Below are 13,279 nucleotides of genomic sequence, written 5' to 3' on the forward strand. Positions count from 1 at the left end.
CCCTCGCCGGGACCCCCGGGCGCCCCGACGGCACGGACCCGCCCCCGTACGCTGGTCCGGTGACCTTCCCGGCCCGCGGTGCTCGTGCCGTCCTCACCCTGCTGGCCGTGGTGCTCCTCGGCCTCCCCGCGCTCACGGCCGCGGGGGCCGAGACGGACGACGCCACGACCGTGCCGACGCACGACCCCGAGCCGGTGGTCCTCGTCGCCGTCGCCGGCCTCTACTGGAGCGACGTCTCCCCCTCGGCGACACCGTCGCTGTGGACGATGATCCGGTCCGGGTCGGTGGCGTCGATGAACGTCGGGCGCACGTGCCCCACCGACGCCTGGCTCACGCTCTCCGCCGGGCAGACGATCTCGACCGCCGAGCACGTCGCGGAGCCCGTCCCCGACGGGACAGCGGACGCCGGCTCGACGACCGCCGAGGACCCGGCGGCGACCGGGTGCCCGCCGATCCCTACGCCGGTCGGGGCCACGACACCGGCCCCCGTCGACGTCCCCGGCTGGTCGACGCTCGTCACGCCCGCCACCGAGGCGGACCCGCCGACGGCGACGCAGCACGCGCCCGGGACCCTCGCCGCGCGCCTCGCGCCCACGGGGGTCTGCACGACGGCCGTCGGACCGGGCGCGGCCCTCATGCTGGCCGACGGCACGGGCCACGTCGCCCGGTACGCGCCGACGCTGGACGCCCTGCCCGAGGGCGGGCTCGAGGCGTGCGACGTCACGGTCGTGGACCAGGGCGAGCTCGTCGACACCGCCGCGGGTCGTGGCGAGAGCCTCGACGCGCTCGACGACACGCTCGACCGCGTCATGGGCGAGGTCGCGCGGGGAACGCGCGTCCTCGTCGCGGGCATCTCGGCCGACCCCGTGGGCGAGCCGGGGCTCCAGGTCGTCGTCGACTGGCGCAAGGGCGAGGCGACGGGGCAGTGGCTGCACTCGCCGAGCACGCAGAAGGACGGCATCGTCCAGCTCGTCGACCTCACCGCGACGGTCGTCGAGGCGGCGGGCGGGAGCACCGAGGGTCTCGTCGGCGCGCCGCTCGAGCTCGGCGAGACCCGCCGCCTCGACGTGGCGCGCACGGTCGAGAACCGCCAGTACCTCAACGTCCTGACGAGCACGATCCCGACGCACTACCCGGTGCTCGTCGGCCTGCTCGTGGCGACCCTCGTCGCGACGCTCGGCGGCGCGCTGTGGGTCCGACGCTCCGCCGCCCGGCGCGGCGAGCCCGCGCGTCCCGGGCCGGCAGGGCGCCGCGTCGTCACCGCCGTGCTGATGATCGCGGCCTCGGCCCCGGTCGCCGCGTCGCTCGCGAGCCTGTCCCGCTGGTGGGTCTGGAGCTCGCCCGCCGCAGCCCTCACGCTCGCGCTCGCGGTGAGCGCCGTCGTCGTGGCCCTCGCCGCCTGGGGGGTGTCGCGGCTCCTGCCCCGGGAGCCGTGGGCGCTCCCGACGGCGCTCGCCGGGGTCACCTGGCTCGTCCTCACCGTGGACGGCGCGACCGGCACGACCCTCCAGCAGGCGTCGCTCCTCGGGACGTCGGCCGTCGTCGGCTTCACGCGGTTCTACGGCTTCAACAACGTGACGTTCGCGGTGTACGCCGTCGCGGGCCTCGTCCTCGCCGGCGGTCTCGCGACGGCGGCGATCGGCCGCGGCCGGCGACGCCTCGCGGCGTGGTGCGTCGTCGCCGTCGGCCTCGTGACGGTCGTCATCGACGGCTGGCCCGCGTTCGGCGCCGACTTCGGCGGGATCCTCGCGCTCGTCCCCGCGTTCGCGGTCCTCGCGCTGCTCGTCGCGCAGGTCCGCATCACGGGGGCGCGCGTGCTCGTCGTCGCGGCCGTGACGGTCCTCGCGGTCGCGCTCGTCGCGGTGGTCGACTGGCTCCTGCCCGGCGGCTCGTCGCACCTCGGCGGGTTCGTCCAGACGGTCGTCGACGGCGGTGCCCTCGAGGTGGTCTGGCGGAAGGCTCTCGGTGCGTGGGCGACCGTCGCGAACCCGGTCGGTGCGGTCGCAGCGGTGCTCGTCGTCCTCGTGGCCCTCGCGGTGCTGCGGCCGGACCGGGCGCGACTGCCCGAGGTCGCCCGCGCGTACGAGAGGTGGTCGCTGCTGCGCCCCCTCGTCGTGTCGCTCGTGGTCGTGGCGGGCGTCGGGTCGTTGCTCAACGACTCGGGCGTGATCATCGGCGCGATGGTGCTCGTCGTCGGCGCCGCGATGGTCGTGCCAGGGTTCACCGCGCTGCCCGCCGCGGCTCCGACGGCGGGGCGCGACCGGCCGGATCGCGCGCTGCAGGGGCGCGCACTGCCCGAGCCGGGCGTCCGCCGGATGCCGTCGATGCTGCTCGCCGTCGGCGGTGGCCTCCTGCTCGTGGTCCTGCTCGCCTCGGCGGTCCTGGGCTCGAGCGGCCTGCGCCCCGCGTCGGCGGCGGCGCGAGCGGGCGCCGAGGTCTCCCCCACCCGGGCCGACGCCGTCGCGACCGACCGACCGCTCGTCGTCGTGGGCACGACCGGCGTCACGTGGGAGGACGTCGCCGAGCTGCGCACCCCGACGCTCAACGCGCTGCTCACCGACGGCGCGGGCGCCGCGGGCGTCGCGCAGCCGACGGGCGCCGCGAGCCGGTGCACCGCGGGCGGGTGGCTCGCGCTCTCCGCCGGACAGCTCACCGAGGTCGCGTCCGGCCGGGCCGCGGACGGCACGTGGGAGTGCCCGACGGCGCAGCCCGTCCCGGCCGGCGACGGCGCCCGGGTCGACGGCTGGGACGACCTCGTCGCGCTCCAGCAGGGCTCCGGGTACCAGGCGCGCCTCGGCGTCCTGGGCGACACGTTCGCCGGGGCCGGGCGCGCGGCGTGCGCGACCGCCGTCGGACCGGGTGCCGCCCTCGCGCTCGCCGACGGGGACGGGGACGTCGCGCGCTACCGCGAGCTGGCCGATGCCACCACGGCCGACGGCGACGCGTACGACTGCCCGGTGACGGTCGTCGACGCCGGGGACGCGACGGCCCCGCCCGCCGACCCGACGCTCCCCCCGGAGGAGCGCACCGCCGTCCGCGACGCGCTGCGCGCCGAGCGGCTCGCGGCCGTCGACGCGACGGTCGACGCCGTGCTCGACCGGGTGCCCGCCAGGACCACCGTGCTCGTCGTCGACGTGACCGGGACGCCGGGCGGCCGGCCGGTGCTCGGCACCGCGCTCGTCCGGCCGTCGTCGGACGGCCCCGAGCAGGCCCGGTACCTCACGAGCGCGGCGACCCGGACGGACGGAGTCGCCCGCGTGCTCGACGTGCCCGCGACGATCCTCGACGCCGCGGCGCTCGCACCGCCGGTGCGCGTGCAGGACACGCCGCTCGCGTGGGGCACCCCGCGCCCCCCGGACGCGGCGACCACCGCGGACGCGCTCGCCGACCTCACGTCCCGGGACCACGTGCGCCGCGCCGTGTACACGTACTTCGTCGACGTCCCGTTCTACGCGGGCCTGGCGCTCGCGGGGCTGTGCCTGCTGCTCGCGCCGCGCGCACGACGGGCCACGGGCGACCGTGCCCGGCTGCGCTGGGCGCGCGCGGCCCGCTGGGCCCGCGGGGCGGCGCTCGTCGTCGCGGCGGTGCCCGCCGCCGCGTTCGTCGTGTCGCTCACCGGCTGGTGGAGGTTCGGCGAGCAGACGGTCGCGATGGTGGTCGCGACCGTGCTCTCGACCGCCGCCGTCGCGGGCCTCGGCGCGCTCGCCCCACGGCGACCCGTGTGGCTCGGCCCTGGCCTCGTCGCGGGGATCACGTTCGGCGTGCTCACGCTCGACGCGCTCGTGGGGACGCCGCTCAACCGGGCGAGCCCGCTGGGCTCCGCACCGACGTTCGGCGCGCGGTTCTACGGCTTCGGCAACCCGACGTTCTCCGTGTACGCGGTCGCGGCTCTCGTGCTCGCCGCGGCGCTCGCGCAGTGGCTCGTCCGGCGCGAGCGCCCGCGCACGGCCGCCGCGGTCGTCGCCGGGATCGGCGTCGTGACCATGGTCGTCGACGTGTGGCCGACGCTCGGTGCCGACCTCGGTGGCGGGCTCGTCGTCGTGCCGGCCTTCGCGGTGCTGGGCCTCGCGGCGTCGGGCGCGCGCGTCACGTGGCGACGGTTCCTCGTGGTGGCGGCGGCGGGCGTCGCGGCCGTGGCCGTGGTCGGCGTGCTGGACTACCTGCGCCCCGCCGACCAGCGCTCGCACCTCGGCCGCTTCGTCGAGCAGGTCGTCGACGGCTCGGCCTGGGAGACGCTTCTGCGCAAGGCGGGCTACGCGCTCCGGTCGGTGCTGGGCGGCGTGCCCGTCTGGATCACGATCCTCGTGCTCGTCGCGGCAGCCCTGCTCCTCTTCGCGCCGCGCCGGTTCACGCCGCGCTGGTTCGCGCGCACCGAGGCGGCCTGGCCGCTCCTGCGCCCGACGGTCCTGGCGCTGTGGATCGTGTGCGTGGCCGGGTCGGTCGTCAACGACTTCGGGGTGCGCATCGCTCTCATCGCCCTGATCCCGGCGGTGCCCCTGCTCACGCTCGCCGCGCTCCACGCGGCCGGGGACCCCGCGCCCGACGGCCCGGACGGCGACGTGCCCGACGGCGCGGGCGTCCGACGGAGCACGAGCGCGGGCACGGGGCAGGACGCGGTCACGGCAGGACCTGGCCGGACCACCTGAGGGCCCGCACGGCCCGCACCGCCCGCACCGCCTCGAGCGGGACGGCCGGGGAAGGCTACCTCGTGGCGGTCCGCACCTTGTCGACGGCGTAGCGCACCTTGCGCGCGTTCACGGCCACGAGCACGTCGCGGTACTGGGCGGCCCGGTGGAGCTGCCCTTTGAGGTCGTTGGTCGACGCTCGGTGCCGCAGGTCGCACGGCACCTCGACCGCCACGTACCCCTGGCGGAGCAGGTCGATGGTCATACCGGTCTCCACGCCCCAGCCGCGCGCCAGCGGCGTGGCCGCCTCGAAGGCCTCGCGCGTCAGGCAGCGCATGCCCGAGAGGGGCTGCGTGGGCGTCCACCCGGTCATCGACTGGATCGCGCGGCGTGCGGCGCCCACGACGATCCCGCGCCCGCCGGCGCCGGGCTGCGGCGGCAGGAGGGCGATCGCGACGTCGGAGTGCCCCTCCAGGACCGGCGGCACGAGAGGCGCCGTGTTGACGGCGCTCTCGCCGAGGTCGCCGTCGATGAAGAGCAGCAGGCGTGGCGGGCGGTCCGGGGCGTCGCGCATCGCGACGACCGCGGCGCCGGTCTCCATGGCCGCCGCCTTGCCGCGGTTGTGGGAGTGGCGCACGACGACGGCCCCCGCCTCGCGCGCGACGTGCTGGGTGTCGTCCTCGCTCCCGTCGTCCACGACGAGCACGAGGTCGACGTGCGGGATCGCCTTGGCCGCGCGGACCGTCGCGGCGATGCGCCGGGACTCGTCCTTCGCCGGGATGATCACCGCGACGCGCTGGCGGACGGCACGGCCGCTGCGGGCGCCGTCGTGCGTCGGTCGTGGGGTCCTCGCCCGGGTGCCGGACGCCGAGAGGTAGGTCGGGGGCTGGGGAGACGCCGCCTTCGCGGGCACGCCGCGCCCAGGCTCGCTCCTCGTCTCGGTCGACCGATGGTCCGCGTTCACGCCGCCCAGCCTAGTAGTGCAAAGAGTTGACCGCAGAATCGCCAGGAGTGTCGCCCGAGATCTGCGGCGAACCCTTCGCGGTGCGTCACGAGATCTCCCGACGCCGCCCGGGATCCTACTCGACCCCGGTCCCGACGGACAGTGCCTGCCGCACGGCCGGTCCGGTGCCGGAGCGGCACCGGACCCGCCGTGCGGCGGCCGTCGCACGGCGGGTCCGGTGCCGGAGCGGCACCGGACCCGCCGTGCGGCGGCCGTCGCGGCGGCGGTCCAGCGGGTCAGCGCAGCGTGACCTGGCGCGACACGATGCCCGCGCGGGCGCGGCGCTCGTTCGCGTCGAGCGGCTCGGTGACGGCCAGCGCCTCGGCGAGGCGCGCGTCGAGCTCGGCGACCGGGCCCTCGAGCTCGTCGGCCTCGGTGCCGCGCGGGAGCTCCCACACGGGCACGAGCAGCCCGCTCGAGCGGAACGCACCGACGAACTTCCCGTCGGCGAGGCCCGACTCGCGGCGCGCGTGCAGGCGCGAGATCGCGTCGATGAGCGAGTCCTCCGGCTCGGGCCGGGCCCAGCGCAGGAACTCGCGCGACATGCGGCACCAGTACGCGGACGGGACGGCGTCGAGCTTCACGGTCGGGACCATCGAGCCCGCCGCCTCGTCGAGCGACGCCTGCACGTCGGGCGTGACCTCCTGCGTCGGGTCGAGCCAGTACGCGAAGTCCTCGTGGACCGTCACCTCGAACGGGACGTCGAGGTCGAGGACGTCCTGCAGTCGCGGCCCCGCGCCGGGGAGGGCGCCGAGCTCGACCGAGGTGCCCGGCTCGACGTCGATCGCCTCGAGGAGCGCCGCCGCGAGGTCGCGGCTCGTGTCGCCGGAGCCGGCGAGCGTCTGGACGGCGAGCAGGACGACCCCGTCCTGACGGTGCAGCGCCGCCCAGCCGGCGGGGAGGACGGTGACGACGAGGACGTCGCGCGACCCGTGCTCGGCGGTCGTGCGGGCCGTCGCGGTGGCCGAGGGCACGACCTCGCGCATCGCGACCCAGTCGGTCTCGCCGGGCAGCCCCTCGAACGGACGCAGCACGAAGTCGGGCGTGGAGTTCTTGGCCATGCGCGGCAGTCTACCGACGGCGGTCGGCGCTCCTGGCAGGCGAGGGCCCGCCGCGAGGTAGAACCCGGCGTCGCGAGACAGAGCCCACGGAGCTCTACCTCGTGGCCTCCGGTTCTACCTCGGCGGCCGCCCCGCGGTGCTCGCAGGACGGGTGCGCGGGCGGAGGCGGACGTCGGGGAGCACGGGGGCCGGCAGCGGACCGCCGTCGTACCCGACGACCTGCCCGTACCGGCCCGACGCCGCGCCCTCGGCGTAGCGCGTCCCACCGCGCCGCGGGCTCCGGCCCGGTCCGCGGTCCGGGTTCGGGCCGTTCTCCGGTGAGCCGTCCGATCCGTCCGAGCCGTCCTCGCCGTCGACTACGAGCTGGGCCTGCCACTCCTCGCGGGCGCGGGCGACGTCGTCGTGCGAGCGGCCCACGAAGTTCCACCACATGACGATGTCCTCCCCGAACGGCTCGCCGCCGACGAGGACCGCCCGCGCCGGGCCGTCGGGGCCGGCCTCGACGGTCAGCGTCCGGCGACCGGGCGCCACGTACCCGAGGGACGCCACCGGGATCGCCTCGTGCTCGAGCCGCACCGCGCCGTCGTCCACGAGGAGCCCGTGCTCGAACGCGGCGTCGACGTCGAGCACGACGCGCGCGCCAGGCTCGAGGTCGAGCTGGGCACCCACCAGAGGCGTGTACGCCGTCGCGGGAGATCGCAGCTCGGCGCCGGCCACCGTCAGCGCGCCGAGGAAAACCTGGACCCGCGCGCCGCCGTCCGTCGCGACGGGGAGGTCGGCGTGGTGCTCGAACGCGGGCGCGTCGGCGAGGCGGTCGCCGGGGAGAGCGACCCAGAGCTGGACGCCGTGCAGCACGGGCGGGCGGACGCCGCGCGGCGTCTCCTCGGAGTGCGAGATCCCCCGGCCCGCGGTCATGAGGTTGAGCTCGCCGGGACGGACGGTCTGCAGGGAGCCGACGGAGTCGCGGTGCAGGATCTCGCCCGCGAACAGCCACGAGACGGTCTGCAGGCCGGTGTGCGGGTGCGGCGGGACCTGCATGCCGTCGGTCCCGTCACCGATCGCGGGCAGCGGGTCGGGCCCGTAGTGGTCGAGGAAGCACCACGCCCCGACGAGCGACCGCGCGCGCTGCGGGATCGTCCGGCGCACCTGCATCGCCCGCGTCCCGCCGAGAGGGACGTCGCGGTGCTCCAGGATCTCGACGGCGCCGCGGTCCGGGTCGTGCGACGCGCCCGCGGTGCACACGCGCTCTTCCGGACGGGTCTCCAGGTTGCTCATGGGTCGAGCGTAGGCACCCGCACGAGGCAGCGACAGCACAGGCCCGCCCGGCGCCTCCCGACCACGCGCGCACAGGGGCTGTGGTCGCGCGCGGCCTCGCGGGACAATGGCAGCGAGGCCCCTCGGAGCAGGATTCCGAGGGGCCTCGCCGTCGCCGCGCAACCCCGGGGCGGTCGGGCCGGGTGGCCCGCCGGGGCGCCGCTCGCGACGTGGCGGCCCGGTGCCGTCGCGGGACCAGACGGGTCCGGTCTCCTCGACGACACCGATCGCGGTCGGTCTTCCGGGTCCGGTCGGAGCCTGCGCCGTCGCGCGCAGCCCGCGGCCGAGGTCGCGGGTCGTCCACCGTTCTCCGGTCGACCGTGCCTCACGTGCGCGCCGTGGTGTCACCTGCCGGTGCCGGCGAGGTCGGGATGACCCCTGCTCTGCGTGCCGGAACACCGTCGTCCACGTGCGCCCGTCCAGGCCGATAGGCACGTTTGTAGTCCTCGGACCGGGCGAGGGCAAGGGTTCCCAGCGTTGTCATTTCCGGGCCCTCGTCGACCACAGGTTCGTCCACAGCCGCACCCGCGCGAGGGCAACGTCACCCACAGGCCTGTGGACGAATTCTGTGGACAGTCCGTCGGGCCGTCACGGCCCGTTCACCCGGTGTCGGCCGCCCGTCCTCCTCAGACCCAGAACTGCGACGTCGAGGTCGGCGCCGGCGTGAGGCGCGCGTCGAGGTCGAGGTCGCGCACCACGAAGCCGCCGTCGTCGACGACCGTGCCCGCGAGCCGGCCCTGGAGCATGGCGGCGAGCCGCGCCACGAGCACCCGGGCCCGCGAGCGCGCGATGGCGTGGAGACCGGACGGCCGCTCGACCTCGAGCTCGTAGGTGTCCACCGGGCTCCACGAGACGCGGTACGCGTACGGGCCGTACTCCCGCCAGTCGAGCGCGCCGAGCGCGAGCGGCACCTCCGGGACGCGCTGCATCCACAGCCGGACCGCGCCGTCGTACGGGGTGTCGCCGGACGCCGCGACGTCCGACGGCCCGTCGGCGCGCGGCTCGACCGCGACGAGCTGCGCCGACGGCACCACGGTCCGCAGCACGCCGAGCACGTCCTCGGGCGCCAGCACCTGGGCCGAGTAGAGCGTGAGGTCGACCCCCGAGGCCGGGTCCGGGGTGAGGACCGACCGCCCGTCGGCGACGACGGCGCCGCCCACGCGCCGCGCCACCGCGACGGCCCACCCCACGACCTGGAGCTCGGCGCCCTGCGGCAGCCCGCCGGGGAAGACCCGCGCGATCCCGTCCCGGTCGTCGGGCACGGCTGCCGGCGCCCCGCGCGGCGCGGGGTCGTCGAGCTCGAGCGCGAAGACCTCGGCCGCCCCGCTCGCGAGGTCGAGCGCCTGCGTCTGCGGGACGGTCAGCGGGAACGGCCCGACGGCGCGGGCGCCCTCGAGGAGCCGGAGCACCCCCGGTGCGGTCACCGTGTCGGCCACCACGCCGCGGAACCTGGCACCCGCCATCGGCCGCGCCGCTCCCCCGCCTCCGGGAGCCGTGGTCCACCCCGCCTCGGGGAACCAGGCGCGGGCGAGCGTGTCGACGGGGGTCCGTGCCGTACCGCGCGAGCGGGGCACCGCGAGCAGGTGGGCACCGGCGTGCGCCTCGGGCACGAGACCGGCGACGACGACGGGGTCCATGACCGGACCGTAGTACGTCCGGAATGCGACGGTGTTACAGGCGTGTCACGATTTCGGCCGTGCTGCCCGCGGTGGCGAGGTCGCGGTCAGCCCGCGCGCACGTCGTGGAGGTGGTGGACGACGTCGTGCAGGAAGTACTGGCCGAGCGTACGGACCGTGAACACGGACCCGTTCGACCGGCGACCCGGGCGCTCCCACCGGTCCGGCGTCAGGGCGTCGAAGCGCCCGGCGACCCGGTCGCCGGCGATCTCGAGCTCGCGCGCGACGACCGCCGGGTCCTGGCGCCCGTAGTCCTGCTCGACCGCCGTCGCGTCCTGGTCCCAGTTCGCGAAGAGCGGGTCGTCGCTCTCGACCATCGACTGCAGCCGGACGTCGAAGATCGAGAACACGTCGCGCACGTGCGCGGCGTACTCGAGCGGGGACCAGGTCGTCGCGTCGGGCCGCGTGCGGACGTCCGCCCGCCCGAGGACCGCGACGTAGCGTGGCACCGCGGCGCGGACGGCGGCCCCGACCTGGTCCGGCGTGACGTCGCCCGGGACGAAGCCGCACTCCGGGCAGGGCCGTTCGAGGACCCACGTCCAGTCCTTGGTGTCGGCGGGGACCGGCGGGAAGTCGGCGGGTGCGGCGTCCTGCGCGGGACCGCCGTCGGGGAACGCGCTCGTGTCCATGGCGGAAGTGTCGCAGAGCGCGGCCGTGACCTGCGGCGTTTGGCGTTCTGACACGGGATGCCTATGGTGTCAGCATGCCCAAGATCATCGGAGGTTCGCTCCACGAGCACCGCGCGCAGACCCGGCAGAAGCTGTTCGCGGCGCTCTCGAACCTCATGATGGACCGCGGCTTCGACGCCATCTCGCTCGCCGACATCGCCGCCGCGGCCGGGGTCGGCCGCACGGCCGTCTACAACCACTTCCCCGACAAGGAAGCGCTCCTCCTGGGCTTCATCACCCACGAGACGGAGCAGTACGTCGGCACGCTCGAGCGCGCGCTCGAGGAGGTGGACGACCCGGTCGAGCAGCTGCGCACCTACATCCGTCAGCAGGCCCAGCTCATGCGCGTCTTCCACCTGGCCCCGGGTCCGGACCTGCGCTCCGTGCTCTCGCGCACCACACGGCAGCGGCTGCGCGAGCACGCCGAGCTCGTCGAGGCGATCCTGCGGCGCATCGTGCGGTCGGGCATCGACGCCGGCGAGTTCCCGGCGCAGGACATCGACACCACGGTCCAGCTCGTCAACGCGTGCCTCTCCGGCCGGCTCGCCCCGGAGGACCCCGTCGCGCGCGCGCAGGCCGTCGCCGCGACCGAGGCCTTCGTCCTGCGCGCCGTCGGCGCCGACCTCGACGCCCCGGCGCTCGCCCGCGGCTGAGTCGACGGGTCGGGGCCGAGGCGACCGGCCGGAGCCGCGCGGACCCGCTTCTGCCCTCGGCAGAGGTCCTCCTCTGCCGGCACCCGGAGGTAGGTGATCGAAGCACCGGTCTCGTACCCTCGCTGCCATGCCCCTCGGACGTCGCGACCGTTCGCCGCGTCTGCCGCAGCCCCCTCGTGATCGCCTGGGGCCGGCGTTCACCAACGTCTTCACGGCGAACCTCAGCTCGAGCCTGGGCGACGGCGTCGCGCGCGTCGCCGCGCCGCTGCTCGCCGTCCGTCTCACCGACGACCCGGTCCTCGTCTCCGGCATCGCCGCCGTCGCGCTCCTGCCGTGGCTCTTCTTCGCCATCCCGGCCGGGATCCTGCTCGACCGGATCGACCGCCGGCACGCGTTGGCCCTCGCGAACGGTGTGCGGACGCTGCTCGCCCTCGGGCTCATGGCCCTCGCGTGGACGGACACGCTGACGATCTGGTCGCTGTACGCCGTCGTCTTCCTCTACGGCGCGTTCGAGACCGTGTACGACGGCGCGATCCGGGCGGTCGTCCCGTCGATCGTGCGCCCCGCCGACCTCCCGCGCGGGAACTCCCGCATCGAGGCGGGCGAGATCACGGTCCAGAACTTCCTCTCGGCGCCGCTCACGTCCGCGCTGTTCGCGATCGCCGTCGTGGTCCCGCTGGGCGTCGGCGCGCTCGGGTACGCGGTGGCGTTCGTCCTCGCGTTCTTCCTGCCCGCCGCGGCGGCGGGCGAGCACCGCACCCACGCGTCCGACGACGCCCCGGTGCGCTGGTACCGCCAGGTCGCCGACGGCTTCCGGTACATCTGGGCGCACCCGATGCTGCGCCCGCTGTGGCTGCTGTCGACCGTCGTCGGACTGTGCTTCTCCGCGGCGACCGCGACGCTCGTGCTCTTCGTGCTCGACCGCCTCGGCGTGCCCGAGGCGTGGTTCGGCGCGTTCATGCTCGTCGGCGCTGTCGGCTCGCTGCTGGGTGCGGCCGCGGCCTCGCCGCTCAAGGAGCGCTTCCGCTCCGGGCCCGTCATGGCGGTGGCGAACCTGTTCACGCCCGCGGCGCTCGTCGTCATGGGCCTCGTGCCCGTGGTGCCCGTGGCGGCGGTGCTGCTCGCGCTCTCGTTCGGTGGCACGACCGTCTGGAACATCCACGTCATGTCGCTGCGCCAGGCGGTCATCCCGAGCCGGCTGCTCGGCCGCGTGCACGGCACGTGGCGCACGCTCCTGTGGGGGGTCATGCCACTGGGCGCGTTCCTCGGCGGGCTCCTCGCCCGCATCGACCTCACCACCCCGCTCGTCGTCGGCGGCGGCCTCGCGGTCGTGGTCGGGCTGGTCGGCTTCCGCTTCCTCGCCGGTCTGCCCAACCCGGAGGACGTCGGTGCGACCCCTCGCCCCGAGAGCATGTAGGCATGCCTTACCTTATGCGGTACAGTTCCTGACGCATCGTCATGACGCCCTGTCAGGACGCGCACCCTGACCCGACGCACCGCAGGAGCTCCCATGACGGCTCTCACGCACGATCTCGCCCCCGCCGACCTCCCGGTCGCGCTCTCCCTCCGCCTGCGCGAGGGCACTCGCCCCGAGCACGAGCAGGCCGAGGGCTCGGGCTTCGTGGAGAAGCTCATGTCGGGCGGGCTCGACGTCGCGGCGTACGCCGACCTCGCGGCGCAGCAGTGGGCGATCTACGGCGCGCTCGAGGACTCGAGCGCCGCGATCCGCGACGACGCCCAGGGTGCGGCGCTCGTGTTCGACGAGCTGACGCGCACGCCGGAGATCGAGAAGGACCTCGCATTCCTCGTCGGGCCCGACTGGGCGGAGCGCATCACGATCCGCCCCGCGACCGAGCGCTACGTCGCGCGCCTGCGCGAGGTCGGCGGGTCGCTCCCCGCGTACGCCGCGCACGCCTACACGCGCTACCTCGGCGACCTCTCGGGCGGCCAGATCATCAAGCGCATGCTCGAGCGCCACTACGGCCTGTCGGTCGACGGCCTCGCGTTCTACACGTTCGTCGAGATCCCCAAGTCCAAGCCGTTCAAGGACGTCTACCGCGAGCGCCTCGACGGCCTCGACCTCTCGCCCGAGCAGGTCGACGAGACAGTCGCCGAGGCCAAGCTGGCGTTCCGCCTCAACAGCGCTCTCTTCGCCGACCTCGGCGCCGTCCACTGCTGACGAGCGAGCACCTCAGTACGCCTAAGCAGTACCGCCGTCGGGCAGGAGTGGGGACTCGACACCACCTCGCGCTACCCCGGTACTACTTCACGCGACCGCG

9 protein-coding genes are annotated in these 13,279 nt (G+C 75.6%); 4 read left to right on the forward strand and 5 right to left on the reverse strand.

The genetic code is table 11. The features are described 5' to 3' along the window. Window positions 1-59 precede the first annotated feature (59 nt). Window positions 60-4,646: a hypothetical protein gene (locus ACZCLJ_RS11075; RefSeq protein ID WP_463103709.1), complete on the forward strand. Its 4,587-nt coding sequence runs from the start codon at window positions 60-62 to the stop codon at window positions 4,644-4,646. A 55-nt stretch (window positions 4,647-4,701) separates the two neighbouring features. Here ACZCLJ_RS11075 and ACZCLJ_RS11080 read toward each other — a convergent pair whose 3' ends face one another. The 5 genes from ACZCLJ_RS11080 to ACZCLJ_RS11100 all read right to left on the reverse strand — a co-directional run bounded on the left by ACZCLJ_RS11080 (window position 4,702) and on the right by ACZCLJ_RS11100 (window position 10,308). Then, window positions 4,702-5,589 carry a glycosyltransferase family 2 protein gene (locus tag ACZCLJ_RS11080; RefSeq protein WP_463103710.1) on the reverse strand — a complete coding sequence of 296 codons (888 nt, stop codon included), beginning with the start codon at window positions 5,587-5,589 and terminating at the stop codon, window positions 4,702-4,704. Window positions 5,590-5,864: 275 nt separating this feature from the next. Continuing rightward, on the reverse strand, window positions 5,865-6,689 hold the full coding sequence (locus ACZCLJ_RS11085) for a DUF5926 family protein (protein WP_463103711.1): 825 nt from the start codon (window positions 6,687-6,689) through the stop codon (window positions 5,865-5,867). A gap of 114 nt (window positions 6,690-6,803) precedes the next feature. Further along, on the reverse strand, window positions 6,804-7,964 hold the full coding sequence (locus tag ACZCLJ_RS11090; protein ID WP_463103712.1) for a pirin family protein: 1,161 nt from the start codon (window positions 7,962-7,964) through the stop codon (window positions 6,804-6,806). A 665-nt stretch (window positions 7,965-8,629) separates the two neighbouring features. Further along, on the reverse strand, window positions 8,630-9,640 hold the full coding sequence (locus ACZCLJ_RS11095) for a hypothetical protein (RefSeq protein ID WP_463103713.1): 1,011 nt from the start codon (window positions 9,638-9,640) through the stop codon (window positions 8,630-8,632). 86 nt (window positions 9,641-9,726) lie between these two features. Beyond that, a complete protein-coding gene (locus ACZCLJ_RS11100) occupies window positions 9,727-10,308 on the reverse strand; it encodes a DinB family protein (RefSeq protein ID WP_463103714.1) in 582 nt (193 codons plus the stop codon). A gap of 74 nt (window positions 10,309-10,382) precedes the next feature. Between ACZCLJ_RS11100 and ACZCLJ_RS11105 the strand changes: the two genes are divergently transcribed. The 3 genes from ACZCLJ_RS11105 to ACZCLJ_RS11115 all read left to right on the forward strand — a co-directional run bounded on the left by ACZCLJ_RS11105 (window position 10,383) and on the right by ACZCLJ_RS11115 (window position 13,179). Beyond that, a complete protein-coding gene (locus ACZCLJ_RS11105) occupies window positions 10,383-11,000 on the forward strand; it encodes a TetR/AcrR family transcriptional regulator (protein ID WP_463103715.1) in 618 nt (205 codons plus the stop codon). Between the two features lie 127 nt (window positions 11,001-11,127). Further along, a complete protein-coding gene (locus ACZCLJ_RS11110) occupies window positions 11,128-12,417 on the forward strand; it encodes an MFS transporter (protein ID WP_463103716.1) in 1,290 nt (429 codons plus the stop codon). Between the two features lie 93 nt (window positions 12,418-12,510). Further along, complete coding sequence (locus ACZCLJ_RS11115) at window positions 12,511-13,179, forward strand: biliverdin-producing heme oxygenase (RefSeq protein WP_463103717.1); 669 nt, start codon at window positions 12,511-12,513, stop codon at window positions 13,177-13,179. The last annotated feature ends 100 nt before the right edge of the window (window positions 13,180-13,279 follow it).

This window comes from Cellulosimicrobium sp. So1_17 (assembly GCF_055181235.1).